Origin of the sequence: Aeromonas sp. 600276, from assembly GCF_049175815.1 — a bacterium.
GTDB lineage: Bacteria > Pseudomonadota > Gammaproteobacteria > Enterobacterales > Aeromonadaceae > Aeromonas > Aeromonas dhakensis.
On sequence record NZ_JAAKVU010000014.1, the window covers coordinates 47,776 to 74,069 of the forward strand.

The window sequence follows — 26,294 nt, forward strand, 5'->3', positions numbered from 1 at the left end:
AGATTATTGCTGCGCCGGGCGGCGTCCCGTCAAGCCTGCTCCGCAGCCTGCCGGCGTTTGCCGCTGCGCAGCCCGTCCAGACTGAACAGCACCAGCGCGCTCCAGATGAAGGCGAAGGTGATCATCTTGTCCAGCGCCAGTGCCTCGCCATAGAGGGTGACCGCCAGAATGAACATCAGGCTGGGGCCTATGTACTGGAAGAAGCCCAGGGTGGAGAGCTTGAGCCGGGTGGCCGCGGCGGTGAAGCAGAGCAGCGGCGCCGTGGTGACGGCACCGGCGGCGATCAGCAACAGGTTGAGGTGCCAGTCATTCTGGGTGAGATGGCTGGTGGGGCTGTCGGCGATGCCCCACAGATAGATGGCGGCCGGCGGCAGCATGATCAGGGTCTCGATCAAGAGGCCGGTCAGGGCATCGAGGGCCAGCTTCTTGCGAATGAGGCCATAGATGGCGAAGCTCGAGGCCAGCACCAGCGCTATCCACGGCAGGGAGCCGAAGGCGATGATCTGGATGGCGACACCGATCGCCGCCAGCCCGACCGCCCACCACTGCAGCCGGCGCAGCTTCTCGCTCAGGAACAGCATGCCGAGCAGCACGTTGAACAGCGGGTTGATGTAGTAGCCGAGGCTGGCATCCAGCATGTGGCCGTTGTTGATGGCCCAGATAAACAGCAGCCAGTTGCCGCCGACGGTGACCGAGGTGAAGGCCAGGGTGAGCAACACCTTCGGCTGGCGCAGTACCGCCTGCACCTTGTGCCACTGGCGGCCGAGCAGGGTCAGCACCAGCAGCAGGGCGCACGACCAGATCATGCGATGGGTCAGGATCTCGGCAGCCGGCACGGCGGCGATGGTCTTGAAGTAGATGGGCGCCAGGCCCCAAAGGGTATAGGCGCACAAGGCGTAGATGACGCCCTGGCGCTGAACGTGTTGCTGCATGCGGATAACCTTCACTGGAGAGGCGGATGCTGGAACGCATCGCAAAAAATCAGTGTAGCGATCCTTTTGCGGGGAAAGAAGCGAATAAATGTTGATCAGCGGATTTTAACGGCGTGCTGCCCGGCTCAGCGGCCTCCGCCGCGGCGGATCTTGTCCACGTCCAGCAGCAGCCACAGCATGAGTGCGATGGCGGAGATCCACGGACCCCAGGTCACGTAGGCCTCACCGTGTCCCAGTATGTAGAACAGCAGCGGCAGTCCTATTACCAGAAACAGTACACTTCCCAGAAAAAATAACATTTTTATCTTTATATTTAAGGGCTTGTCTATTTGATGATTATATCGATTGAGGCCGGCGATGAAAGGGTAAAAATGAAAAAGGGGGATTTCTCCCCCTTTTCGATAAATGAGCGTCATTTCTGATGCTATTCGAGCTGGATCCAGGTGCTTTTCAGCTCGGTGTACTTCTCCAGCGCATGCAGTGACTTGTCGCGACCGTTGCCGGACTGTTTGAAGCCGCCGAACGGCATGGTCATGTCGCCGCCATCCCAGTTGTTGACGAACACGGTACCGGCGCGCAGGGCGCGGGAGCCCTTCACCGCCTTGTTGAGATCCGCCGTCCAGATCGCGGCCGCCAGACCGTAGTCGGTGTCGTTGCCGAGCGCAATGGCCTCTTCCAGCGTGTCAAAGCCGGTCACCGACAGCACGGGGCCGAAGATCTCCTCGCGGAAGATGCGCATCTCGGGGGTCACCTCGTCGAAGATGGTGGGCTCGATATAGAAGCCGCCGCTCTCGGTATTGGTGCGTTTTCCCCCCAGCAGCAGCTTGGCGCCCTGCTGCTGGCCGATGGCGATGTAGTTGAGCACCTGCTCCATCTGGATGTGGTCCACCATGGCGCCGATGCGGGTGGTGGGGTCGAGCGGGTTGGCCGAGATCCACTCGCGGGCATGGGCCAGCAGCCGCTCCATGAACTGCGGCTTGATGCTGTTTTGCACCAGCAGGCGGGAGGCGGCGGTGCACACCTCGCCCTGGTTGTAGAAGATGGCGCCGGCCGCGCTGCGGGCGGCGGCGTCCAGGTCAGGCGCATCCGCCAGTATGATGTTGGGGCTCTTGCCGCCGCACTCCATGAAGGCGCGCTTGAGGTTGGACTTGCCGGAGCACTGCACCAGATGCTTGCCGATCTTGGTGGAGCCGGTGAAGGTGATGCAGTCCACGTCCATGTGCATGGCCAGCGCTTCGCCCACGGTATGGCCAAAGCCCGGCAGCACGTTGAACACGCCGTCGGGGATGCCGGCCTCCTTGGCCAGACCGGCGATGCGCAGGGCGGTGAGCGGGGATTTCTCGGAGGGTTTGAGGATCACCGAGTTGCCGGTGGCGAGCGCCGGTCCCAGCTTCCAGCAGGCCATCACCAGCGGGAAGTTCCACGGCACGATGGCGGCGACCACCCCGAGCGGTTCGCGGGTCACCAGCGCCAGGGCGGACTCCTCGACCGGGGCGACCTGATCGTAAATCTTGTCGATGGCTTCGGCGTTCCAGGCGATGCAGTTGGCGGCGGCGGGGGCGTCATAGCCCATGGCGTCGCCGATGGGCTTGCCCATGTCCAGGGACTCCAGCAGCGCCAGCTCCACCTTGTTGAGCCGCATCAGTTCGGCGAAGCGCTGCAGGATCTGCTTGCGCTGCTTGGGCGGCAGACCGCTCCAGCGTTTGTCGTCAAAGGCGGCGCGGGCAGCCTGCACTGCCAGTTCGGCATCGGCGGCGTCGCAGGCGGCGACCTTGGTCAGCAGCTTGCCGTTGGCCGGGTTGATGCAGTCGAAGGTGGCGCCGTTGATGGCGTCCCGGTAGCTGCCGTCGATGAAGGCTTGCGAGGGCAGGGTCAGGTGGGAGGCCTTGTGTTGCCACTGGGCCAGGGTCAGGTCACTCATGTTCACTCCTTGAACCGGCAAAAAGTCAGTTTCCGCGTATCAATATGCTAAACATCCTGCCGCTTGTAAATCCATCCTGTAACAATTCGTTAAACACTTTGCCGGTTTGGTCTCATCCGGAATCCGTCCCATTGAGGGTATCCGGCGGGGCAAACCGCACCGCAAGTGCGGGCCGTCGACGCCTGCCAAACCGGAGGCCGGCGCTAAGGGGCTGGTCGTGCTGTTGGGTCCGCCGAGGGGCGGGAGCTCCCCTCTCATGGCTTAGAAGCTGGCGGGGGTGTTGGCCGAGATCAGCACGCATTCGTGCTCATCCACATTGCGAAAACGGTGCGGGGTGCGGCTGTCGAAGTAGTAGCCGTCCCCTGGCGTCAGCAGGTAGACCTGCTCGCCGACGGTGACCTCCACCTGGCCCTGGATGACGATGCCGCACTCTTCGCCTTCGTGGCTCAACATGTCGTCGCCGGTGTCGGCACCCGGTGGCAGTATCTCCTGCATCATGCCGATGGCGCGGTTGGCGCGGCTGTGGCCCACCAGTCGGTAGCTGATGGGGTGGGTGCCGAGATCCGGCATGTCGGCGGCGCGGAAGATCACCTCGGAGTCCATCTCCGTCTCATCGGTGAAGAAGGTGGCCAGCGACATGGGGATCCCTTCCAGCACCTTGCGCAGGGAGGCGACCGAGGGGCTCACCTGATTTTTCTCGATCTGGGAGATAAAGCCGTTGGTCACACCGGAGCGTTTGGCCAGCTCGCGCTGGGAGAGGGCGGCTTTGGTGCGAACCGCCTTGAGGCGGTGACCGATATCCATCGATAGACACTCCTTGACTGTTTACTATTATTAAATTTGTGTTAAATATCTTATACCACCCCGCTCAGAGCAGCTAGCCGGGTGACACCATATGGGGCAAGTTTGAGCCCTTTTTTAAGATTTTAGGTGTTTAATTTAATAGGCATTGGCCGACAGTTACTAAACACCTTAAGGATGAGGTGACCATGAAACCGATCAGCGACATCAATACGCCCTCCGACATGTCCGCCTTCTGGATGCCGTTTACCGCCAACCAGCAGTTCAAGGCGGCGCCGCGCATCCTGAAGTCGGCCGAGGGAATGTATTATCACTCAGAGGATGGCCGCAAGATACTGGATGGCACCGCCGGGCTCTGGTGTTGCAACGCGGGTCATGGTCGGCGCGAGATTGCCGAGGCGGTTTCCCAGCAGATTTCCCACCTCGATTTTGCCCCCACGTTCCAGATGGGGCACCCCCTGCCGTTCGAGCTGGCCAACCGGCTGGTGGAGATCGCCCCCAAGGGCTTCGGCCACGTCTTCTATACCAACTCAGGTTCGGAATCGGTGGATACCGCGCTCAAGATCGCGCTGGCCTGGCAGCGGGCGCGAGGTCAGGGTACCCGGACCCGGCTCATCGGCCGTGAGCGCGGCTACCACGGGGTCGGCTTCGGCGGCATCTCGGTGGGGGGCATTCCCGGCAACCGCAAGTGGTTCGGCTCCCTGCTGGGCGGGGTGGATCATTTGCCACACACCCTCAACATCACCAAGAATGCCTTCACCAAGGGGCTGCCGGAGGAAGATCTCAGCCTGGCTGACGAGCTGGAGAAGATCGTCTTCCTGCACGATGCCAGCAACATAGCGGCGGTAATTGTCGAACCCATCGCCGGCAGTACCGGCGTGCTGATGCCCCCCAAAGGCTACCTCAAGCGGCTGCGGGAGATCTGTACCAAACACGGCATCCTGCTCATCTTCGACGAGGTGATCACCGGTTTCGGCCGCCTCGGCTCCCCCTTCGCCGCCCAGGAGTTCGACGTCATCCCCGACATGATCACCTGTGCCAAGGGGCTCACCAACGGGGCCATCCCCATGGGCGCCGTGCTGGTACAGAACCACATCTATGACGACATGATGGCGGCCGGTAAGGGAGCCATCGAGCTGTTCCACGGCTACACCTACTCGGGTCACCCGGTGGCCGCCGCCGCGGGCCTGGCTACCCTCGAGATCTATCGCAACGAGAACCTGCTGAGCCGCGCCGCCGATCTGGCGGGTTACTGGGAGGAGGCGGCCCATTCGCTGAAGGGCTGCAAGCACGTGAAGGATGTGCGCAACTACGGGCTGGTGGCGGGCATCGAGCTCGAGTCCATGCCGGATGCACCGGGCAAGCGCGCCTACGAGGTGTTCGTGCGCTGCTTCGAGAAGGGGGCGCTTATCCGGGTCACCGGCGACATCATCGCCCTGTCGCCGCCCCTCATCATAGAGCGCAGCCAGATCGACGATCTCTTCACCCTGCTGCAGGACGCCCTGCAGGCCCAGGACTGACTTTTAACCGGTTGATGGCGCCCGTCGCGGCGCCACTTGCCCGTGCCTGCTCCCCGGGGCGGCGCGGGCAGGCACGCATAACCCATCACGGAGGATTTATGACATACAGGGTCAGCAACTTCATCGACGGCGAGACGACCGAGAGCCGCAGCGAGCGCTTCGGGGCCATCTTCAATCCCGCCACCGGCCAGCAGCAGGGCCAGGTGGTGCTCAGCACCGCCGCCGAGTGCCAGGATGCCATCGCCAGCGCCGAGCGCGCCCTGGCCGACTGGGCGCAGACTCCGCCGCTGGTGCGGGCCCGGGTGCTGTTTCGCTTCAAGGAGTTGATGGAGCAGCACAGAGACGATCTGGCGCGGCTGATCAGTCGCGAGCACGGCAAGGTCTTCTCCGATGCGCAGGGTGAGTTGACCCGCGGGCTGGAGGTGGTGGAGTTTGCCTGCGGCATTCCCCATCTGCTCAAGGGGGAGCACTCCCTCAACGTGGGCCGCGGGGTCGACAGCCACTCCATGATGCAGCCGGTGGGCGTCTGCGCCGGCATCACCCCGTTCAACTTCCCGGCCATGGTGCCGCTGTGGATGTTCCCGGTGGCCATCGCCTGCGGCAACACCTTCATTCTCAAGCCGTCCGAGAAGGATCCGTCCCTCTCCCTGCGCATGGCCGAGCTGCTCAAGCAGGCCGGCCTGCCGGACGGGGTGCTCAACGTGGTCAACGGCGACAAGGAGGTGGTGGACGTGCTGCTGACCGACCCGCGGGTCGGTGCCGTGTCGTTTGTCGGCTCCACTCCCATCGCCCAGTACATCTATGCCACCGCCTCGGCCCACGGCAAGCGGGTACAGGCGCTGGGGGGTGCCAAGAACCATATGCTGGTGATGCCGGATGCGGATCTCGAGCTGGCGGTCTCCGCCCTGATGGGGGCGGCCTACGGTGCGGCCGGCGAGCGCTGCATGGCCATTTCGGTGGCCGTGGTGGTGGGGGATGAGACGGCCGATGCGCTGGTGGCCAGGCTGTCGCCGCTGGTGGCGGCGCTGCGGGTGGGCCCGGGACTGGGCCAGACCCCGGAGAACGAGATGGGGCCCCTCATCAGCCGCGAGCACCTGGCCAAGGTGCGTGGCTATGTGGATCAGGGGGTGGCCGAGGGGGCCGAGCTGGTAGTGGACGGCCGGGGCCTGAGCCACGGCGAGGGTTACTTTATCGGCGGCAGCCTGTTCGACCGGGTGAGCCCGGAGATGCGCATCTATCGGGAGGAGATCTTCGGCCCTGTGCTGGCCATCGTGCGGGCGCCGGACTACGAGACGGCGCTCAGGCTCATCAACGAGCACGAGTATGGCAACGGCACCGCCATCTTCACCTGTGACGGCGACACCGCGCGGGACTTCACCGCTCGCGTGCAGGTCGGTATGGTAGGGGTGAACGTTCCCATCCCGGTGCCCATGGCGTTTCACAGCTTTGGCGGCTGGAAGCGGTCCATCTTCGGGCCGCTCAACATGCACGGGCCGGATGGGGTGCGCTTCTATACCCGGATGAAGACGGTGACTGCCCGCTGGCCCCAGAGCCTGCGGGCGGGCGCGGAGTTCTCCATGCCGACCATGAAGTAATCAACCATGCAGCAGCTAGCCCGGACATGGCCCGGTGGCAGGAATCCACCTTCGTTCGCCGCTATCACTGTGAAGGAGTAACAGATGCGACTGGGAATTCTCGATTGTGACCGGCTGGACCCCGATTTGGCGGGGGACTTCGGCCCCGTTTACTCCGAGATGTTTATCAAGGGCTTCCGGGCACTGGCCCCCGGGCTGGAATTTCGGGTCTGGTCGGCGCTCGATGGCGAGCTGCCGGCCGATCTGCACGAGTGCGATGCCTGGCTCATCACCGGCTCGCGCCACGATGCCTACAGCGACATTCCCTGGATCCAGGCGCTGCGCGACTGGATCCGGCGCGCCCACGATGCCGACGTCAAGCTGGCCGGGGTCTGCTTCGGCCATCAGGTGATCGCCCAGGCGCTGGGGGGCGAGGTGGTGAAGTCCACCAAGGGCTGGGGGCTGGGGGTGTCGGTCCATCCCATGCTGGCCAGGCAACCCTGGATGGAACCTGAGCTCGAGACCATCCGGATCCTGGCCAGTCACCAGGATCAGGTGGAGCAGTTGCCACCGGGGGCCACCCGGCTGGCGGGCAATGATTTTTGTCCCAATTTCATGTTTTTGCAGGGTGACCACATAGTGGCCATCCAGGGACATCCGGAATTCTCGGTGGCGTACAACCGGGCGCTGATCGAGCGGCGGCGGGATCTGCTGCCGGACGATCGTTACCAGCGCAGCCTCTCCTCGCTGGAGGGAGAGGTGGATTCGGCCACCATGATGCAGTGGTTGTTGCAATTTTTGGGCATCCTGCCCGGCGCCGACACGGCTGCCGGCGGGATCACAGCAGGAGAGCGAGCATGATTATTGGCGTACCCAAGGAAATCAAAAACCATGAATACCGGGTCGGCATGACTCCCGCAGGAGTGCAGGAGCTGACGGCTCGGGGACACAAGGTGCTGGTGCAGCAGCAGGGAGGCGAGGCGATCGGGCTGTCCGACGCCGAGTACCAGGCAGCCGGTGCCGAACTGGTGGCCAGCGCGGCGGAGATCTTCGCCCGGGCCGAGATGATAGTGAAGGTGAAGGAGCCCCAGCCGGAGGAGTGCGAACTGCTCAGACCGGGTCAGCTGCTGTTCACCTACCTGCACCTGGCGCCGGATCCGGTGCAGACCCAGCTGCTGGTGCACTCGGGGGCGGTGGCCATCGCCTACGAGACGGTGACCGACGATCGCGGCGGCCTGCCGCTGCTGGCGCCCATGTCCGAGGTGGCGGGGCGGATGGCGATCCAGGCCGGCGCCCACAGCCTGGAGAAGGCGCAGGGGGGCAACGGCACCCTGCTGGGCGGGGTGCCGGCGGTGGCACCCGCCAAGGTGGTGGTGCTGGGGGGCGGGGTGGTCGGCGTCAACTCGGCGCGCATGGCGCTGGGACTGGGGGCCGACGTCACCATCCTGGATCGCTCCCTGCCGCGGCTGCGGGAGCTGGACAGCCTCTACGGCCCGGCCCTCAAGACTCTCTACTCCACCCGTACCAACATAGAGGCGTGCATCGCCCAGGCTGACCTGGTGATCGGTGCCGTGCTGATCCCGGGGGCGGCGGCGCCCAAGCTGCTGACCCGCGACATGCTCAAGCTGATGCGCAAGGGCTCGGTGCTGGTGGACGTGGCCATCGATCAGGGCGGCTGTTTCGAGACCTCCCACCCGACCACCCACGAGGAGCCCACCTACGTGGTGGACGGCATCATCCACTACTGCGTGGCCAACATGCCGGGCGGGGTGGCGCGTACCTCCACCTTCGCGCTGACCAACGCCACCCTGCCGTTCGTGCTGGCGCTGGCGGACAAGGGCTATGCCCGGGCGTTGCAGGAGGATCGCCACCTGCGAGCCGGTCTGAACGTGTTCAAGGGCAAGATCACCCAGGCGGCGGTGGCGCAGGCGCTCGGCTACGAGTACGTCAGCGCCGAGGCGGTTCTGGACTGACGCAGCCGTCGCGGGCCCGCCCGGCAAACGTCGAGCGGGCTCACAAACCCCGCGATTTCAGGGAGGGCCGCTGCGGCCCTTTCTCATATACTGGGCTCCCCTGTCAGTGAGGTCTCTTCATGTCCCGCATTCTGCTGCTCGCCAATCTCAACTGTGATCACGTGCTCTCCCTCTCCGAACCCCTGGTGGCCGGTGCCCGCCTGCAGTACGTGGATCAGGGCCGCCGGCTCGGCGGTGGCGCCGCCAACACCGGCATCGGGCTGGTGTGGGCCGGCCACGAGGTGACCATAGCGTCGCGCATCGGGCTGGACGAAACCGGCGACTGGCTGCTGGAGCAGGCGGCGGGCTACGGCCTGGACTGCAGCCATGTGGAGCGCTTCGGCGGCGAGACCGGCGAGCTGCTGATCCTGGTGGACTCCACCGGCGAGCGCACCATCCTCAGGCGGCCACGGCGTCCGGATCTGCCGGGGGATCTGCCGAGCGAGGGGGTGGACTGCCTCTACGTGAACTATCCCGGCACCGCCATCATCGGCTACATGCGCCAGATGCTCGGCAAGAGCTTCGTGGTGGCCCAGTACCCCAAGGGCGGCCAGGCGCGTCGCCCCTGCCACGTGCTGGTGGCCTCCCGTTCCGATCTCGGCGAGGTGGACGACCTCTGGCAACACGCCCGCCAGATCGCAGGCGAGCAGCTGGCCTGGCTGGTACTGACCGAAGGCAAGGCGGGGGCGGTGGCCATTCATGGCGAGGAGCAGATCCGGGTGGCGGCGCGGCCGGTGTCGGTGGTGGACACCACGGGGGCGGGGGATGCCTTCGCCGGCGGCCTGATCCACGGACTGGCGCGGGGCATGGCGATCCGGGAGGCGCTGCAGTGCGCGGTGGACTGGGGCGCTTTTGCGGTCGCCTCCGAGAGTTCCATCCCCTCCAGCGCCCTGAAGAACTGGCTCAAGCAGCCCCATTGAAGCGGCAAAAACGGTTGCGAATGACGCATGACAGCATCGATGGGGGCGAGGGAGGAAACCGGCGAATTTAACCGTCAAAACCCGCCAAAACCTTGGGCTAACCCTGCAAGTTTGCGATCAATCAAAGAAAGTGTCGATTTATGTGCATCTTCATCGACACCCGCCTGAGCTGCTCTTAACCTTGACCTCCACGACTCAGATTAAGAGGCGGACGCTGCGCGGGCGCAGGGTCTCCCCTACCTCTTAGCTTTAGGTCGTCGTCCTGATTTCTGGCTTGTAGTAAGAGGCAAGTGCGACCATGCAACTGACACGATTTACCGACTATGCCCTGCGTACCCTCACCTTTCTGGCCGTCCAGCCGGGAGATCGCCTGTCGACCATCACAGAGGTGGCCGATACCTTTGGCATCTCCCGCAACCACGTGGTCAAGATTGTCCACCAGCTCGGCATCAAGGGGTACATAGAGACGGTGCGTGGCAAGCATGGTGGCATCCGGCTCGGTCGCTCCGCCGTCTCCATCAACCTGCGCGACGTGGTGATGGACATGGAGCACGTGCTCTGCCCGGTGGACTGCAAGCGCGAAAACTGCCGCCTCTCCGGTGGCTGCCGCATCCAGGGCATTTTGCGCCGCGCCATGAACGCCTTCCTCGAGGTGCTGGGGGAGTACACCCTGGCCGATGCGGTACGTGACCCGACCCGGCTCTGCCACCTGCTCGGCATCGAACAAGATTCCATTCTGGCCATGGCATAAGCTAGGCAAGCACGACAAAGGGGCCCACGGGCCCCTTTGTCGTGTCCGGGATTTGGGTTCAGAGCTGGGGGATCAGGGTGATGGCGCCGTGCAGGCAGGCGAGGCCGCAGGCGCCGCAACCGTCGCAGGCCGCCATGTTGATGCTGACGCCGTCGGCGCAGGCCTTGATCGCCTGCTGGGGGCAGGCATCTTCACAGAGCAGGCAGTAGAAGCCCTGACGGGCCTGGCAGCTCGCCTCGATCCGCACCCGAGTCTGCACCTGACGACCCAGCTGCAGGTCGAGGGCGCCGGTCGGACAGGCTCTGGCGCAGCTGCCGCAGTAGCTGCACTGGCCGCAAGCGAGATCGAGCAGCGGCGTACCGGCGATGGGGGTGCCGTCGTATTCGGGCTGGGTGGCCGGCTTGAGCAGGCCGTTGGGACAGGCCTTGAAGCATTCGCCGCAGCGGGAGCAGAGGGAGAGGAACTGGGACTCTTCGATGGCCCAGGGGGGACGGGCTTCATGGCAAACCACCTCGGGTTTGCGGGAGCCTCCCAATGCCTGCGTCAGCCAGCGACAGAAAAAATGCGTCATGCCCACCCCTGATACCTATTAGGGGTTAATTTTATCCAAGTTTCCCTTTGCAAGCCAGAGAATAGCGCCGGCCAGGATCGCAAGCCGGGTTGCCCTTGTGTAAGCTAGGCGGGTCTTTTTGCAGGATTGAATGAACTCATGTGGTTATTTCTGTGGCGTGCTTCTCTGCTCTATGTCTTCCCCTTGCTGATGTGGGGCTACTGCCGCATCAAGGGGATCGAATTCGTCGAGCTCGACACCGGGGTTAACAGCCACAAATGGGTGGTGCTGGCCGCCTATCTGCTCTACGTGCTGATCTGGCTGCTGCTCAACCGCTATCTCGAACTGTTCCTGCGCCAACGGGGTCGCAAATGATCGAGCCCGGGCTCTGGGCCCTGCTGCTGCCGGGGGCGCTGCTGGCCATCGGCATTGGCTGGGGGATCGGACGGCGCAGCGGCACGGTACAAGCCCGGGAATTGCTGCTGAGCCAGGAGCGCCTGCAGACGCTGCAGGAACGTTATGACGAGCTGCAGGATGAGCGGCTGCTGGGCCAGCAGAAGCTGGATCAGCAGCAGACCCTGCTCATCAAGCTCACCGCCCGTCTCAAGGATGCCGAGGCCACCCTGCGCAGCGAGCGGCTGGCCGCCGCCGAGAAGCTGCAGCTGCAACAGGAGGCGGAGGCACGCCTCAGCCAGCAGTTCGAGAACCTCGCCAACCGGATCTTCGAGCAGAACTCGGGCAACTTCCGCGAACTGAACCAGAACAGCCTGGATCTGCTGCTCACTCCGCTGAAAGAGCAGCTCGAGGGCTTTCGCCGCCAGGTGGGGGAGACCCACGCCCAGGAGACGGCCCAGCGCCACAGCCTCAAGTTCGAGCTGGAGCGCCTCGCCGAGCTCAACGCCCGCATGACCGAGGAGGCGGCGGCGCTGACCCGCGCCCTCAAGGGCGACAGCAAGCAGCAGGGCAACTGGGGTGAGGTGGTGCTGGCGCGCATCCTCAGCGAATGCGGCTTGCGCGAGGGTCACGAATACCACACCCAGGTCAACATCGAGGTGGACAAGGGCAAGCGCTATCAGCCCGACGTCATCGTCCACCTGCCGCAGGACAAGGACATCATCATCGATGCCAAGGTGTCGCTGACCGCCTACGAGCGCTGGTACAACGCCGCTGACGAGCTGGAGAAGGCGGTCGCGCTGAAAGAGCACGTCGCTTCGGTGCGCAACCATATCCGCGAGCTGGGCCGCAAGGATTACCAGCAGTTGCCCGGGGTGCGCACCCTCGACTACGTGCTGATGTTCGTGGCGGTGGAGCCCGCCTTCCTCACCGCGGTGGAGGCCGACCCCTCGCTGGTGCGCTACGGTCTCGACAACAACATCCTGCTGGTGAGCCCCACCAACCTGATGGTGGCGCTGCGCACCATAGAGAACCTGTGGCGTTATGAGCGGCAGAACCAGAATGCCCGCCAGATCGCCGAGCGGGCCGGCCGCCTCTACGAGAAGCTGCGCCTGTTCGTGGAGGAGATGCAGCAACTGGGGGGCAGCCTGCACAAGGCGCAGGAGAGCTACGACAAGGCGATGGGGCGGCTGGTCAACGGGCGCGGCAACCTGATCGCCCAGGTAGAGCGCTTTCGCGAGCTGGGGGTGGAGGTGACCAAGACCCTGCCCGAGCCGCTGGTCAACCGGGCGCTGGAGCGGGAAGACCCGGCCGAGTAAGGCCGCACCTCATTCCCCTGATGTAACAAGAAGGGCAGCCAGTGGCTGCCCTTTTGTATTTCTGCGTCCGCACAGGCTTCGCTCTTCGAACGTGTGAACTCACCGGCATGCGGGTTGTCGCCCTGGTCGGTTATTGCCTCCAGAAGGAGGGGAAGAAGATCACCGCCACGGTCAGGATCTCGAGGCGCCCCAGCAGCATGCCGAACGACAGGATCCACTTGGCCGAGTCCGGCAGGGAGGCGAAGTTGGTGCTGGGGCCGATGACCGGGCCCATGCCCGGGCCCACGTTGGCCACGGCGGTGATGGAGCCAGAGATGGCGGTCAGGGGATCCAGCCCGATGGCGCCGAGCAGGGCGGCGATCAGCAAGATGATGGCGAAGTAGGCCAGCACGAACGAGATCATCGAGCGGATGATGGCGTCGTTGACCGGCCGGCCGTTGTACTTCTGCGGGAAGACCCCGGAGGGGTGCATCAGCTGGCGCATCTGCTTCTTGAACAGGGCGAAGGCCACCTGCACCCGGAAGATCTTGAGACCGCCGGCGGTGGAGCCAGAGCAGGCGCCTAGCGCCAGCAGCACGATGAAGATGATGCTGGTGAGCGGGCCCCAGGTGCCGAAGTCACCGAGCCCGAAGCCGGTGGTGGTGAGCACGGAGACGATGTTGAAGCTGCTGATGCGCAGGGCATCCATGAAGCCGTAGATGTCCCTTAGCCACAGATAGAAGGTGACCACCAGGGTGACCCAGACCACCAGCCAGAAGAAGCCCCGCACCTGGGCATCCTTGAGCAGGCTGTGATCGCGCCGGCTCAGGCTCTGCACGTAGAGCAGGAAGGGCAGGCCGCCGAGAAACATGAAGAGGGTGCCGATCCAGTGCGCCGAGTTGGAGAAGTGGGACATGGATTGATCGGAGGTGGAGTAACCGCCGGTGCTGAGGGTGGTCATGGCGTGATTGACCGCCTCGAACAGGGTCATGCCACTCACCCAGTAGGCCAGGAAGCAGAGCATGGAGAGCACCAGGTAGACCAGCACTATGTTGTTGGCCACCGTCTTGGCGCGTGGGGCACTTTTATCCGACCAGTCCGAGCTCTCGGTCTGGAACAGCTTCATGCCCCCTACGTTGAGGTAGGGCAGTACCGCCACCGCCATCACGATGAAACCCACCCCGCCCAGCCACTGCAGGATGGAACGCCACAACAGGATGCTGTGGGCCATGTTGTCGAGCCCGGACAGCACGGTGGAGCCTGTGGTGGTCACCCCCGACATGGTTTCGAAGTAGGCGTCGGTGAAGTTGATGTGGGTGATGAAGAAGAAGGGCAGGGCGCCAAAGATGCAGGCCACCACCCAGACCGAGGTGGTGAGCAGGAACATCTCCCGCACGCCGAGGTGAAACTCCGCCTTGCGGCCGTAATGAAGGCAGAGCAGGGCCGCGCCATGGGTGATCAGCACCGACTTGAGAAACTCGACGAACCCCTCTGAGCCGGTCAGCAGGGCCAGCAGGGTGGGCAGCCACATGAACAGGGCCAGTTTGGAGAGCACCAGCCCGAGGGTGAAGATGATGGGACGCAGCTTGATCATGCAAGATAACCTGGTCGTTGATTGACAAAAGACCCGGACAACCCCCTGGAGAGGCGGTGCCGGGTCTGCTTTGCGCTGCCTGGGTACATGGGCAGGTTACAGGAAGAAGGGACTTGGCTGGAACAAGCGTTCCACTTCCGGAATGTACTTCTTGTCCACCAGGAACATGACCACATGGTCGTCCTGCTGGATCTGGGTGCGGTCGTGGGCGATCAGTACTTCGTCCCCCCGAACCACGGCGCCTATGGTGGTACCGGGCGGCAGCTTGAGTTCGCCCACCGTCTTGCCGACCACCTTGGAGGTGTTCTCGTCGCCGTGGGCGATGGCCTCGATGGCCTCGGCGGCACCGCGGCGCAGGCTGTAGACGTTGGCGATGTCGGCCCGACGCACATGGGTCAGCAGGGCCGAGATGGTGGCCTGCTGGGGCGAGATGGCGATGTCGATGGAGCCGCCCTGCACCAGATCCACGTAGGCGCTGCGCTGGATCAGCACCATGGTCTTCTTGGCGCCCATCTTCTTGGCGAGCAGGGCCGACATGATGTTGGCCTCGTCCTCGTTGGTCACCGCGATGAAGACGTCGATCTGGTCGATGTGCTCCTCCGCCAGCAACTCCTGATCCGCCGCATCGCCGCAGAAGACGATGGTGTGCTCCAGCACCTCGGAGAGCTGCTCCGCCCGCTTCTGGCTGCGCTCGATGAGCTTCACGCTGTAGCGCTTCTCCAGTTGACGGGCGAGGCCGGCGCCTATGTTGCCGCCGCCGACGATCATGATGCGCCGGTAGGGGCTCTCGAGGCGCTGCAGCTCCGACATCACGGCGCGGATATGGCCGGCCGCCGCCACGAAGAACACCTCGTCATCCGCTTCTATGATGGTGGTGCCCTGCGGGCGGATGGAGCGGCCCTGACGGAAGATGGCCGCCACCCGGGTCTCGATGTTGGGCATGTGATCGCGCAGGGTGGAGAGGGCATTGCCCACCAGCGGGCCGCCGTAATAGGCCTTGACCGCCACCAGTCCCACCTTGCCGCCGGCGAAGTCCACCACCTGCAAGGCGCCCGGGTATTCGATCAGGCGGCGCACGTAGTCGGTCACTAGCTGCTCGGGGGCGATCAGGTGATCCACCGGCACGGATTCGGGCAGGAACAGCCGATCCCGCTCCACCAGATAGGCCGGGGAGCGAATGCGCGCCACCTTGTTGGGGGTGTTGAACAGGGAGTAGGCCACCTGGCAGGCGATCATGTTGGTCTCGTCGCTGTTGGTGACCGCCACCAGCATGTCGGCATCCTGGGCGCCTGCTTCGCGCAGCACCTTGGGATGGGCGCCGTGGCCGTTCACTACCCGCAGGTCAAACTTGTCCTGCAGCTCGCGCAGCCGATCGCTGTCGGTGTCGACTATGGTGATGTCGTTGTTCTCGCCGGCCAGGTTCTCGGCCAGGGTGCCGCCGACCTGACCGGCGCCCAGAATGATGATCTTCATAGAACAGCCTCATGGACGTCACCCTTGCCAGCTCTGCCTGTGTGCGCGGGGACAGTCATCAACATCATGAATCTCATAGGGAAAACGTGCTCGATATTGGGCAGTAACGGGTGCCGACCGGCGGCACCCCCGTACTTGTAGCCCTGCTTAGCGCTTGCTCAGCCTGGCGTAGTAGAAGCCGTCCATCTCGGCCTCGCCCGGCAGGAACTGGCGACCCGGGCACTCCGGTGTGTCCTCTGCGTGCAGGGGCACCAGGGTGGCATCCGGCGTGGCCGCGAGGAAGGCGCGGATCTGATCGCGGTTCTCTTCCGGCAGCACGGAGCAGGTGGCGTAGAGCAGAGTACCGCCGCTTTTCAGTTTCGACCAGAGGGCGCCGAGGATGCGGCGCTGCAACTCTGCCAGCTCGCGAATGTCCTGATCCCGGCGCAGCCACTTGATGTCGGGGTGGCGGCGGATGACGCCGGTGGCGGAGCAGGGGGCATCCAGCAAAATACGGTCGAACTGCCCCTCTGGCCACCACTGATCCGGGGTACTGGCATCGCCGTGGATCACCTTGGCGCTGAGGCCGATGCGATCCAGGTTCTCCTGCACCCGCTTGAGGCGGTTCTCGTCGGCATCGACGGCGACCACGCCGGCCAGCGCGGGCTGGCGCTCCAGCAGGTGAGCTGTCTTGCCACCGGGGGCGGCGCAGGCATCCAGTACCCACTCGCCCGGCTGCGGGTCGAGCAGGGCGGCCGCCTGCTGGGCGGCACCATCCTGTACCGAGCAGTCGCCGACCTCGAAGCCGGGCAGCTTGGTCACGTCGCAGGGACGCTCCAGCAGGATGCAATCCTCGCCCTCGTCACCGGCCACCGCGTTGATGCCGGTGTCGGCCATGCGGGCCAGCATCTGCTCGCGGCTCTGGCGCTGGCTGTTGTTGCGGATCCACATGGGCGGGCGCTGGTTGTTGGCCTCCATGATGAACTCCCACTCCTCCGGATAGGCCTGACGCAGACGCTTGGTGAGCCACTCGGGGTGGCCGAGGCGCACGCTCGGCACGCGGTCGATACGCAGCAGAATGACTTCGGCGCTGCGCTGGAAGTTGCGCAGCACGCCGTTGATGAGGCCGCGCAGAGAGGTACCCTTGAGCAGCTTGACGGCGTTGACGGTCTCGGCCACCGCGGCGTGAGCCGGAATGCGGGTGTAGATGAGCTGATAGAGACCGACCAGGATGAGGTAGTGGAAGATGCGGCTCTTGTTCTTGAGCGGCTTGTCCATCATCTCGCCGACCGCCGCATCGAGGCGGGGCAGCCAGCGTAGGGTGCCGTAGCAGAGTTCTTGCAGGAGGGCGCGATCGCGGGGCGCAACCTTCTCCTGGGCAGCAGGCAGAACGGCTGAGAGGGACTGGCCCTGATCCAGCACCTGTTGAATGACGAGAGCAGCCTGTGCGCGTGTTTTCATAGTGTTACCTTAGATGCGCAAGTCGGGGCCTGGGCCCCGCCTTGTGTCAATTCAGTTCAATTCAATTGCGTGCCGGGTTCAAACCAGTCGCGGCGAGAGTTGAGCAGATCCGTCACGGACATCGCCTTCTTGCCGGGCGGCTGCAGGGTCAGCAGGCGCAGCACCCCCTTGCCGGTGGCGACATCGATCCCCTGCTTGTCGGCCTTGAGCAGGGTGCCGGCGCGCTGGCCGTGATCCTGTGTGATGACCTCGGCCTGCCATACCTTGACGGTCTGATCGGCCACTTCGAACCAGCTGATGGGCCAGGGGTTGAAGGCGCGGATGCAGCGCTCGATGGCGGCAGCCTCCATCGACCAGTCGATGCGGGCCTCTTCCTTGGAGAGCTTTTCGGCGTAGTTGGCCAGCGCATCGTCCTGCGCCTCGGCGGCGGTGTCGCCGGCGGCCATGGCGTTGATGGTGTCGACCAGCGCCTGCGGGCCCAGCTCGGCCAGCTTGTCATAGAGGCTGGCTGAGGTCTCGTTGGCGGCGATGGGGCAGCTCACCTTGCGGATCATGGCACCGGTATCCAGCCCCACATCCATCTGCATGATGGTGACGCCAGTCTCGGCATCCCCCGCCCAGATGGAACGCTGGATCGGGGCGGCGCCGCGCCAGCGCGGCAGCAGGGAGCCGTGCACGTTGATGCAGCCCAGACGCGGGGTATCGAGCACCACCTTGGGCAGGATCAGGCCGTAGGCCACCACCACCATCAGGTCGGCGCCAAGGGCAGCCAGTTCGGCCTGGGCCTCTTCTTTGCGCAGGGAAGCCGGTTGATAGACCGGCAGATCGTGGGCCAGCGCCAGCTCCTTGACCGGGCTGGCGGTGAGCTTCTGGCCGCGGCCGGCGGGCTTGTCCGGCTGGGTATAAACGGCGACGACCTCGTGGTCGGAAGACAACAACGCCGCCAGGTGACGGGCGGCGAAGTCGGGAGTACCGGCAAAAATCAGTTTCAACTTATTCAATGGGGCAGATCCTCAGAGGACTTTGCGATCTTCACGGGCCATCTTTTCCAGCTTCTGGCGAATGCGTTGGCGCTTGAGCGGGGAGAGGTAATCCACAAACAGCTTGCCGACCAGATGGTCCATCTCATGCTGGATGCAGATGGCGAGCAGATCGTCTGCTTCCAGCTCGAATGCCTTGCCGTGGCGATCCAGTGCGCGCACCTTGACCCACTCGGCGCGGGGCACCAGGGCACGGCTGCCGGGCACGGAGAGACACCCTTCCTCGATGCCGGTGCTGCCGGCCTGCTCGATGATCTCGGGGTTGATCAATACCAGAGGATCTTCACGGTTTTCAGAGACATCGATCACTATGATGCGCTGATGAATGTCGACCTGAGTGGCGGCGAGGCCAATGCCTTCCTCCGCGTACATGGTTTCGAACATATCATCTACAATGTGTTGTAACTCGGGTGTAAAGGTCTCGACAGGGGCTGCGACGGTACGCAGACGCTCATCGGGGAAACGCAATACATCTAGAATGGCCATAGTTTTTTCTTTAGTTTCGTATAAATGCAGTCAATATTGGCGTAATTCTAGTCATTTACGCCGACAAAAAACAGCAACACTTTGCGCGCAGAAGTAACAGGGAGTGTTATGTATCTGAAGCAAACCATCCTCGCCTGCCTGTTGGCCACGTTGAGCCAGGGAGCTCAGGCCGACCAGCTCAAACTGAAGGCAGGCTATCCCGAGACCTATGTGGTGCAAAAAGGCGACACCCTTTGGGATATTTCCGGCCAGTATCTGGCAGAGCCCTGGCTCTGGCCAAGGCTCTGGAACATCAACCCGCAGATCGCCAATCCCCACTGGATCTACCCGGGTGACGTGCTGCACCTGAGCTGGGTCAATGGCGAGCCGCGGCTCGGCAAGGCGACCCAGGGCGGCAAGCAGGTGATCCGCCTCTCTCCCAAGAGCCGCTACGAAAACAAGGCCAACCCCATTCCGACCCTGCCGCTCAGCGAGATCGGCCCCTTCCTGCAGACCGACCATATTCTGGCAAACAGCCAGCAGGCGAAGCAGTTGCCCTACGTGCTTGGCAATGATGAGGCCCATATCGGCATGCTGGAGGGCGATACTCTCTACGTGCAGGGTTCGCTGATCCCGGGCCAGGATTACGGCATCTACCACCCTGGTGCCATCTACAAGGATCGGAAAACCGGCGAGCAACTTGGGCAGGAGGCGGTCTTCGTCGGTACGGCCAGGGCGGAGGCCCTGCTGCCGGATGGCCGCACCCGGGTCACCCTCAGCCACAGCAAGCGGGAAGTGTATCAGGGAGACAAGCTGATGCCGTTCCCGCCGCAGGAGAGCCTCTCCGCCGTGTTTACACCCAAGGCTGCCCCCGTCATCTCGCCCGGCTATATCGTCGATTTGCCGAGCAAGGCCCGCGGTGGCGGCAAGTTCGACGTCGTGCTCATCAACAAGGGCATACGTGATCAGGTTGCTCCCGGCGATGTGCTGGAGATACTGCGGCCCGGTGCCCGGCTGGTGAGCAAGAATGGCAAGGTCGCCTATCGGGAGTACTCCTCCGTCTATGACAAGGCCTTCTATTCTGCCGGCAAGCCACCCCTGCCGTCGGAGGCAGTGGCCCGGGTCATGTTGTTCAAGGTGTACGACAAGCTGAGTTATGGCCTGATCCTGCAGAGTCAGGATATGGTCAGCACCGGTTATCAGGTCAGCAACTTCTGACGTGCCTCTTCCATCCGGGCGACTCGCGCTGTGGTTGACGTTGGATGCCGTCACCGGCATTGGTCCGGTCACTGCCGCTCGCCTGTTGGCCCATTTTGGCGGTGACATCGTCACCCTGTTCGACGCCGATGACGGCACCTTGCGAGCTCTTGGTTTGCAGAGCGCTCAAATCCAGCAGATGAGGTGGCCCCAGCCGGTTGTCGAGCAGGCGCTGAGCTGGGCTGCCGAGCCCGACAATCACCTCCTGTGTCCGGATGACCCGGCTTACCCCGCTTTGCTCAAAGAGATCCCCGCCGCCCCGCTGCTGCTCTACTGCCGCGGCAATCTGGCTGCGCTGTCTGTTCCCCAGCTGGCGATGGTCGGCACGCGCCACCCGACCTATGCCGGCAAGGACAATGCGGCCCGCCTCTGCAGCGAGCTGGTCGCGTGCGGATTGGCCATTACCTCCGGTCTGGCGCTTGGCATCGACGGGATTTGTCATCAACAGGCGCTGACAAACGGGGGGATCACCCTGGCAGTGCTGGGTTCCGGGCTCGACAGCCTCTACCCAAAGCGTCATCAGGGGCTGGCAGAGCAGATCCTGGCGCAGGATGGTGTGCTCATCTCCGAGCTGGTGCCCGACAAGGGGCCGCAGGCGGAACACTTTCCACGGCGCAATCGCATCATCAGCGGCCTGTCGCTGGGAACCCTGGTGGTGGAGGCTGCCGAGCAGAGCGGTTCGCTCATCACGGCCCGTTACGCGCTAGAACAGGGACGGGATGTCTTCGCCGTGCCGGGGGCACCGCAGAACGGGCAGGCGCTGGGCTGCAACAAATTAATCCAGCAGGGGGCCAAACTTGTGTTGAACGCGGCCGATATAGTGGAAGAGCTGCCGGGATTCTGTGCCCTGAGCCATCAAGGGACGGATATGTCTGAGCAGCAGCATAATAGCGAATTGCCTTATGCCGATTTGTTGGATAACGTAGATTACGAGACCACGAGCGTGGATACCGTTGCCGAGCGGACCCAGCTTCCTGTCGAAGTGGTATTGGGCAGGTTGGTTGAGCTGGAGCTTGCCGGAGCAGTGATGGCGGTAGCCGGTGGATACGTCAGAGCGAGGAGGGCGAATCATGTTTGATGTACTGATGTACCTTTTCGAGACCTACATCCACAGCGATGCAGATGTGACGGTCGAACAGAACGAACTCACCGATGAACTGAGCCGCGCCGGTTTCGACAAGGAGGAGATCGAGAAGGCACTCGACTGGCTGGAAAGACTGGCCAACCTGCACGACAGCGAGCGGGAGGTCTATGTGGCCGCCAGCACGCAAGGCTCGATGCGCATCTATGCCCCGCAAGAACTGGCCCGTCTAAGCACCGAGTGCCGCGGCTTCCTGCTGTTTCTGGAGCAGGCCCAGGTGCTCAACGCCGAAACCCGCGAAATCTGCATCGAGCGTCTGCTCGAGCTGGACAAGCCGGATATCGAGCTGGATGACCTGAAGTGGGTGGTCATGATGGTGCTCTTCAACGTTCCCGGCAGTGAAAACGCCTACCAGCAGATGGAAGAGCTGGTGTTTGACGAGTCAGATGGCGTCATCCACTGACAGCCCGCAGCCGCGCTGGTAGAATCCGGATCATCTGGATTTCAAGGCGCGGCCCATGTCAAAGATCGATCACCACCTCTTTTCTGCCCACGAGCATGCGCTTGACCGTGAGCCATGCCCGCAGTGTGGTGCCGAGCTGGTGATCCGCCAGGGCAAGCACGGCCCTTTTCTGGGCTGTTCCGCCTACCCCGCCTGCGACTTCATTCGCTCCCTGACCCCCTCCGGCCGTGACATCGAGAAAGTGCTCGAGGGGTCTGCCTGTCCGGACTGCGGTCAGCCGCTGGCGATCAAGAAGGGGCGCTATGGGTTGTTCGTGGGCTGTACCCAATATCCGGCCTGCCAGCACATCGAATCTCTGCAGGAGAGTGACGATACCCAGGTGCTCTGTCCCGAGTGCGGCAAGGGTCATCTGATCAGTCGCACCTCGCGTTATGGCAAGCAGTTCTACTCCTGCGACGGCTATCCCCACTGCAAATACGTCGTCAATGACAAGCCGGTTGCCATGCCTTGTCCGCAGTGCGGCTGGGGCATCATGGTGGAGAAAAAGGTGCGGGGGAGCGTGCGCTGGATCTGTCCGCAAAAGAAATGCGGCCACCAGAGCGAGCGGGTATAATCGCGCCGCCTTGAGCGAATTGAAACGTTTTCGGCAACCTTCCACCCCCCACTTGGAGTAAGGAAATTCCCGCCATGACTAAACCTTTCGTTGCCGTATTGATGGGCTCTGATTCCGATTTTCCCGTGATGCAGACCACTCTTGAGGTTCTCAAGTCGTTCGACATCGCGGTGGAAGTGAAGGTGACTTCCGCACACCGTACCCCGGCAGCGACCCACCAGTACGTAACCGATGCCGAAGCCCGTGGCTGCAAGGTCTTTATCTGCGCCGCCGGTCTGGCCGCTCACCTGGCAGGTGCCGTGGCTGGCATCACTACGCGTCCCGTGATCGGCGTGCCCATCGATGGTGGCCCGCTCAAGGGGCTGGATGCCCTGCTCTCCACCGTGCAGATGCCGGGTGGTGTGCCGGTGGCAACCGTGGCTATCGGTAAAGCCGGTGCCAAAAATGCCGGCTATCTGGCCGCCCAGATGCTGGCGGTGGCCGATGATGAACTGGCGGCCAAGGTTCGGGCCGAGCGCCAGAAGAATGCCGACGAGGTGCTGGCCAAGGATGCCGCCCTGCAGGCTCAACTCAAGTAAGCCCCGAGACGGCAACCACGGTCAGCTTCGCTCTGTTGTTGGCAGGGGGATGAAGGGGGCTACAGTGGTTGCCACCCTGCGGGGTCAACCTTAATTGATGATGAGGCGACAGCCCGGCTGTCGCATTTTTTATGTCCAAAGAATTTGAACTTGCTGTTGCCGCACTCCAGCACGATGGGGTGATTGCCTACGCTACCGAAGCGGTTTTTGGCCTGGGATGTGATCCCGATTCCGAAGCGGCGGTACAACGCCTGCTGGCGATCAAGCAACGACCGGTAGAGAAAGGGTTGATCCTGATTGCCGCCGATCTGGCCCAGCTGCAGGATTACATCGATTTGGACCAGCTCACCAGCGAGCAGCTGGCCAGGGTGGAGGCCAGCTGGCCCGGTCCCTTTACCTGGATCATGCCGGCTCGTCCCGATACGCCGGCCTGGCTGACCGGACAATTTGACACCCTGGCCGTGCGCGTCACGGCACATCCACAGGTACAGGCGCTGTGTCGTGCCTTTGGCAAGCCGCTGGTCTCCACCAGTGCCAATCTGACTGGCGAGGAGCCTGCCCGCCGGCTGGCCGACATCGGCGAATTGCTGGCCAGCCAGCTGGCCTATATCCTGCCCGGCGAGGTGGGGGGGCAGGCCAACCCATCCGAGATCAAGGATGCCAGAACCGGTGCCGTCATTCGCCCCTCCTGAGCGGCGTTGGTGACGAGGTCTGGTGGCTATGCGGACGGGCGGAGTGCCGGTTCGAGGACATCACAATAATAGGGTCAGGCGACGATCCTGGCTGACTGGAGACAAGATGAGCAAACCGGATGTAGCCCAGGTCAAGGCCTTCCTGCTGCAGTTGCAGGACGACATCTGCCGTGGACTGGAGCAGGCTGACGGTGCCGGGCACTTTGTGGAGGATGCCTGGCAGCGTGAGGGGGGCGGCGGTGGCCGTACCCGGGTGCTGTGCCATGGCGCGGTGATAGAACAGGGGGGGGTCAACTTTTCCCATGTGTATGGCGATGCCATGCCTGCTTCCGCCACGGCCCATCGCCCCGAGTTGGCCGGCCGCAGGTTCGAAGCCATGGGGGTGTCGCTGGTGATCCATCCACACAACCCCTACGTGCCGACCAGCCATGCCAACGTGCGCTTCTTCATCGCCGAAAAAGAGGGGGAGGCGCCCATCTGGTGGTTCGGAGGGGGCTTCGATCTGACGCCCTTCTATCCGTTCGAAGAGGACGTTCGGCACTGGCACCAAGTCTCCCACGACCTCTGCCAGCCGTTTGGCGATGACATCTATCCCGAGTTCAAAGCCTGGTGCGATCGCTACTTCTTCCTCAAGCATAGAGGCGAGACCCGTGGTGTCGGCGGTCTCTTCTTCGACGATCTCAATCGCTGGCCGTTTGACGACAGTTTTGCCTTCATGCGAGCGGTGGGTGAAGGCTACCTCGCCGCCTATCTGCCGATTGTCGAGCGACGCAAAGGAGATGCCTATGGCGAGCGGGAGCGGGAGTTCCAGTTATATCGCCGCGGTCGCTACGTGGAGTTCAATCTGGTGTACGACCGCGGTACCCTGTTCGGTCTGCAGACGGGGGGGCGTACCGAGTCGATCCTGATGTCGATGCCGCCACTGGCCCGCTGGGAGTATGACTGGCAACCGGAGGCTGGCAGCCCGGAGGCGCAGCTCTACACCGACTATCTCAAGCCGCGTGAGTGGCTGTGAAGCAAGGGGCCATCGCGGCCCCTTCTTGTTGCCGATATTCGACTTGTTCCCGCGGGGGAAAACCCGTTAAATCGGGAGATTGCCCTCTAAAGGAACGCCTTGATGGATCGTTATCTGGTTTTTGGCCACCCGGTGCGCCACAGCAAATCCCCCTTCATTCATACCCTCTTTGCCCGGCAGACCCAGCAAGAGCTGGAATATGGTCTGGCCGAGCCGGCAGTCGAGGAGTTCGCCACCGCATTGCGTGCCTTCTTTACCCAGGGCGGCAAAGGGTGCAACGTTACAGTCCCCTTCAAAGAGCAGGCATTTTCCCTGGTCGACCGGCTGAGCCCCAGGGCCAAACGGGCGGGGGCGGTCAATACCATCAAGTTGACCGATGACGGCGTATTGCTGGGGGACAATACCGATGGGGCCGGGTTGGTGGCTGACCTCAAGTCCCATGGGATGAATTTGGCCGGCAGCAGGATCCTGTTGCTAGGAGCGGGTGGTGCGGCGCGCGGCGCCCTGGCGCCCTTGCTGGCCGAACAGCCGGCCGAAGTGGTGATCGCCAACCGGACCCACGCCCGGGCCGAGCAGCTGGCGGCCGAGTTTGCTGATCTGGGATCCGTCAGTGCCCAGACTTACCCGCAGCTAGCCGGTCCTTTCGATCTGATCATCAACTCCACCTCTGCCAGTCTGCAGGGAGAGCTCCCGCCTCTGGATCCTGCCCTGATCCATGCCGACATCGCTATCTACGACATGATGTATGGTGCGACGGATACCCCTTTTATTGGTTGGGCCAGACAACATGGTGCCCGCCAGGCCATGGACGGGCTGGGTATGCTGGTGGAGCAGGCTGCCGAAGCGTTTACCGTGTGGCGCGGAATCCGGCCAGGGACTAAACAGGTATTGAGAGAACTGCAACGCAATCTGGGGACCCTATGAATCAAGGCATCCTGTTTCCCGAGCTGGCGGACTGGCAACCGCATGAACAGCGCATCCATTTTCCCGCCCAGCAGATGGGGGCACTGGTCGACTGCTACATCAGCCGCCGGCGACTGGAAAAAATGACCGGTCTCTCCCTGGCCAGGGAGGAGGACATACTGCGGGCCTTCGAAAGCGTGCGTTTTGACATTGAAGATATGGCTGAAAAACTCATTGAAGAACAAGAGTTTGCCGAGGATGGTGCAATCTATCTGTGATTTTTACGAGTTTTTTCTCAAAGCAGCGGAACTTGTACCAAGAGACGTGGACTAACTAGATAGTTGAGGAAGTGCTAGCTAGTCACCTTTATAACGCCCCGGTATTCGTACTGGGGATTTTTTTATCTGTATGAAAAATAAGAAAATTTATGTAATTCATTTTTCGTGAAACTAAATTACATAAATTACTTTCACTTTCTGCTGCTTTGCTATACAGTTAGCAACGTAGGGTACAGAGGTAAGATGTTCTATCTTTCAGACCTTTTATTTCACGTAATTGAATGTGGCTGAATAGCAGCCCCGGTGAGTCATCATCGGGGCGTTTTTTTATGGGTTGCATTTAGAGTAAATGCTTTAATGTTGGTGAATATTTGTTAGAATGAAAGGGCTTCTTGAGGAAAAACCAGTCGTCTTTGTTCTCAAGATTTAGCTTCTTCCCAATTTTTGAACTGATTGTTTAAGGCCGGTACTGCATCTGCAGCATCGGCCTCATTTTTATCCCTTCGCCACATAAAATGTAATTAAATTTCATTTTGGTACTTATTAAGCGATATCGCCGCTTTTCCTCTGCATGAATTTGAAAACGTTGCCAATGGGATGAAAAGTTAATTTTTATATAAAGTTAACTATTTATCCCATTGATCAATATGGTTATTCAGATTTTTGGAGGGAGGTAAGCCAAGCGTGGATGGAGGGCAGAGAAGGGGACTCACAGGCTGAAAGCCTTTCA

General features: G+C 62.6%; 27 protein-coding genes. 17 read left to right on the forward strand and 10 right to left on the reverse strand.

Going from position 1 to position 26,294, the window contains the following annotated elements:
- Nucleotides 1-29 precede the first annotated feature (29 nt).
- From rarD to G5134_RS14590, 4 genes are all read right to left on the reverse strand, one after another.
- Nucleotides 30-932 (reverse strand): EamA family transporter RarD, encoded by a 903-nt coding sequence (gene rarD / locus G5134_RS14575; RefSeq protein ID WP_065017221.1) that lies wholly within the window; start codon nt 930-932, stop codon nt 30-32.
- A gap of 125 nt (nt 933-1,057) precedes the next feature.
- Nucleotides 1,058-1,231 carry a hypothetical protein gene (locus tag G5134_RS14580; protein ID WP_005307716.1) on the reverse strand — a complete coding sequence of 58 codons (174 nt, stop codon included), beginning with the start codon at nt 1,229-1,231 and terminating at the stop codon, nt 1,058-1,060.
- Nucleotides 1,232-1,356: 125 nt separating this feature from the next.
- Nucleotides 1,357-2,853, reverse strand: coding sequence for an aldehyde dehydrogenase (locus G5134_RS14585; protein ID WP_065017222.1), 1,497 nt, complete (start codon nt 2,851-2,853; stop codon nt 1,357-1,359).
- Between the two features lie 261 nt (nt 2,854-3,114).
- Nucleotides 3,115-3,657: a cupin domain-containing protein gene (locus tag G5134_RS14590; RefSeq protein ID WP_011704252.1), complete on the reverse strand. Its 543-nt coding sequence runs from the start codon at nt 3,655-3,657 to the stop codon at nt 3,115-3,117.
- 185 nt (nt 3,658-3,842) lie between these two features.
- On the opposite strand from G5134_RS14590, the gene G5134_RS14595 reads away from it, so the two are divergent.
- The 6 genes from G5134_RS14595 (at nt 3,843) to G5134_RS14620 (ending at nt 10,431) form a co-directional block, all read left to right on the forward strand.
- Nucleotides 3,843-5,174 (forward strand): aspartate aminotransferase family protein, encoded by a 1,332-nt coding sequence (locus tag G5134_RS14595; protein ID WP_010635459.1) that lies wholly within the window; start codon nt 3,843-3,845, stop codon nt 5,172-5,174.
- Nucleotides 5,175-5,272: 98 nt separating this feature from the next.
- On the forward strand, nt 5,273-6,769 hold the full coding sequence (locus tag G5134_RS14600; protein ID WP_065017223.1) for a CoA-acylating methylmalonate-semialdehyde dehydrogenase: 1,497 nt from the start codon (nt 5,273-5,275) through the stop codon (nt 6,767-6,769).
- Nucleotides 6,770-6,853: 84 nt separating this feature from the next.
- Nucleotides 6,854-7,609: a glutamine amidotransferase-related protein gene (locus G5134_RS14605; protein WP_065017224.1), complete on the forward strand. Its 756-nt coding sequence runs from the start codon at nt 6,854-6,856 to the stop codon at nt 7,607-7,609.
- Nucleotides 7,606-8,721, forward strand: a complete 1,116-nt coding sequence (ald, locus tag G5134_RS14610; RefSeq protein ID WP_010635456.1) for an alanine dehydrogenase — start codon at nt 7,606-7,608, stop codon at nt 8,719-8,721. The genes G5134_RS14605 and ald overlap by 4 nt, the downstream gene beginning before the upstream one ends.
- A gap of 119 nt (nt 8,722-8,840) precedes the next feature.
- A complete protein-coding gene (locus tag G5134_RS14615) occupies nt 8,841-9,680 on the forward strand; it encodes a PfkB family carbohydrate kinase (RefSeq protein ID WP_005307736.1) in 840 nt (279 codons plus the stop codon).
- Between the two features lie 298 nt (nt 9,681-9,978).
- Nucleotides 9,979-10,431, forward strand: coding sequence for an Rrf2 family transcriptional regulator (locus tag G5134_RS14620; RefSeq protein ID WP_005307739.1), 453 nt, complete (start codon nt 9,979-9,981; stop codon nt 10,429-10,431).
- Nucleotides 10,432-10,489: 58 nt separating this feature from the next.
- On the opposite strand, the gene G5134_RS14625 is transcribed toward G5134_RS14620, so the two are convergent.
- The gene (locus tag G5134_RS14625; RefSeq protein ID WP_065017225.1) at nt 10,490-11,002 is read right to left on the reverse strand and encodes a ferredoxin-type protein NapF; all 513 of its coding nucleotides are present in this window, start codon (nt 11,000-11,002) and stop codon (nt 10,490-10,492) included.
- A gap of 138 nt (nt 11,003-11,140) precedes the next feature.
- Between G5134_RS14625 and G5134_RS14630 the strand changes: the two genes are divergently transcribed.
- Nucleotides 11,141-11,356, forward strand: coding sequence for a hypothetical protein (locus G5134_RS14630; protein ID WP_005307744.1), 216 nt, complete (start codon nt 11,141-11,143; stop codon nt 11,354-11,356).
- Complete coding sequence (gene rmuC / locus G5134_RS14635; RefSeq protein ID WP_065017226.1) at nt 11,353-12,693, forward strand: DNA recombination protein RmuC; 1,341 nt, start codon at nt 11,353-11,355, stop codon at nt 12,691-12,693. Before G5134_RS14630 ends, rmuC begins: the two co-directional genes overlap by 4 nt.
- Nucleotides 12,694-12,823: 130 nt before the next feature.
- Here rmuC and G5134_RS14640 read toward each other — a convergent pair whose 3' ends face one another.
- The 5 genes from G5134_RS14640 to def form a co-directional block, all read right to left on the reverse strand.
- Nucleotides 12,824-14,266 (reverse strand): TrkH family potassium uptake protein, encoded by a 1,443-nt coding sequence (locus G5134_RS14640; protein WP_338713403.1) that lies wholly within the window; start codon nt 14,264-14,266, stop codon nt 12,824-12,826.
- Between the two features lie 96 nt (nt 14,267-14,362).
- Entirely contained in the window at nt 14,363-15,739 is a 1,377-nt protein-coding gene (trkA, locus tag G5134_RS14645) for a Trk system potassium transporter TrkA (protein ID WP_005307752.1), read from the reverse strand.
- A gap of 147 nt (nt 15,740-15,886) precedes the next feature.
- Nucleotides 15,887-17,179 (reverse strand): 16S rRNA (cytosine(967)-C(5))-methyltransferase RsmB, encoded by a 1,293-nt coding sequence (gene rsmB / locus G5134_RS14650; RefSeq protein ID WP_065017228.1) that lies wholly within the window; start codon nt 17,177-17,179, stop codon nt 15,887-15,889.
- Between the two features lie 56 nt (nt 17,180-17,235).
- Entirely contained in the window at nt 17,236-18,180 is a 945-nt protein-coding gene (gene fmt / locus G5134_RS14655) for a methionyl-tRNA formyltransferase (RefSeq protein ID WP_065017229.1), read from the reverse strand.
- Nucleotides 18,181-18,192: 12 nt separating this feature from the next.
- Nucleotides 18,193-18,705 (reverse strand): peptide deformylase, encoded by a 513-nt coding sequence (gene def, locus G5134_RS14660; protein WP_011704266.1) that lies wholly within the window; start codon nt 18,703-18,705, stop codon nt 18,193-18,195.
- Nucleotides 18,706-18,813: 108 nt separating this feature from the next.
- Here def and G5134_RS14665 point away from each other — a divergent pair, with 108 nt between their 5' ends.
- The 9 genes from G5134_RS14665 (at nt 18,814) to G5134_RS14705 (ending at nt 25,564) form a co-directional block, all read left to right on the forward strand.
- A complete protein-coding gene (locus G5134_RS14665; RefSeq protein WP_065017230.1) occupies nt 18,814-19,902 on the forward strand; it encodes a LysM peptidoglycan-binding domain-containing protein in 1,089 nt (362 codons plus the stop codon).
- A 1-nt stretch (nt 19,903) separates the two neighbouring features.
- Nucleotides 19,904-21,019: a DNA-processing protein DprA gene (dprA, locus tag G5134_RS14670; RefSeq protein ID WP_065017231.1), complete on the forward strand. Its 1,116-nt coding sequence runs from the start codon at nt 19,904-19,906 to the stop codon at nt 21,017-21,019.
- Nucleotides 21,012-21,485: a DUF494 family protein gene (locus G5134_RS14675; protein ID WP_005307774.1), complete on the forward strand. Its 474-nt coding sequence runs from the start codon at nt 21,012-21,014 to the stop codon at nt 21,483-21,485. The genes dprA and G5134_RS14675 overlap by 8 nt, the downstream gene beginning before the upstream one ends.
- 55 nt (nt 21,486-21,540) lie before the next feature.
- Entirely contained in the window at nt 21,541-22,098 is a 558-nt protein-coding gene (locus tag G5134_RS14680) for a type I DNA topoisomerase (RefSeq protein ID WP_065017232.1), read from the forward strand.
- Between the two features lie 74 nt (nt 22,099-22,172).
- Nucleotides 22,173-22,676: a 5-(carboxyamino)imidazole ribonucleotide mutase gene (gene purE / locus G5134_RS14685; protein ID WP_005307779.1), complete on the forward strand. Its 504-nt coding sequence runs from the start codon at nt 22,173-22,175 to the stop codon at nt 22,674-22,676.
- Nucleotides 22,677-22,807: 131 nt separating this feature from the next.
- Nucleotides 22,808-23,368, forward strand: a complete 561-nt coding sequence (locus G5134_RS14690; RefSeq protein ID WP_005307782.1) for a Sua5/YciO/YrdC/YwlC family protein — start codon at nt 22,808-22,810, stop codon at nt 23,366-23,368.
- Nucleotides 23,369-23,474: 106 nt separating this feature from the next.
- Entirely contained in the window at nt 23,475-24,383 is a 909-nt protein-coding gene (hemF, locus tag G5134_RS14695; RefSeq protein WP_042005820.1) for an oxygen-dependent coproporphyrinogen oxidase, read from the forward strand.
- Nucleotides 24,384-24,485: 102 nt separating this feature from the next.
- A complete protein-coding gene (aroE, locus tag G5134_RS14700) occupies nt 24,486-25,307 on the forward strand; it encodes a shikimate dehydrogenase (protein WP_017778610.1) in 822 nt (273 codons plus the stop codon).
- Nucleotides 25,304-25,564 (forward strand): DUF1488 domain-containing protein, encoded by a 261-nt coding sequence (locus G5134_RS14705; protein WP_017783306.1) that lies wholly within the window; start codon nt 25,304-25,306, stop codon nt 25,562-25,564. The genes aroE and G5134_RS14705 overlap by 4 nt, the downstream gene beginning before the upstream one ends.
- Nucleotides 25,565-26,294: the final 730 nt, after the last annotated feature.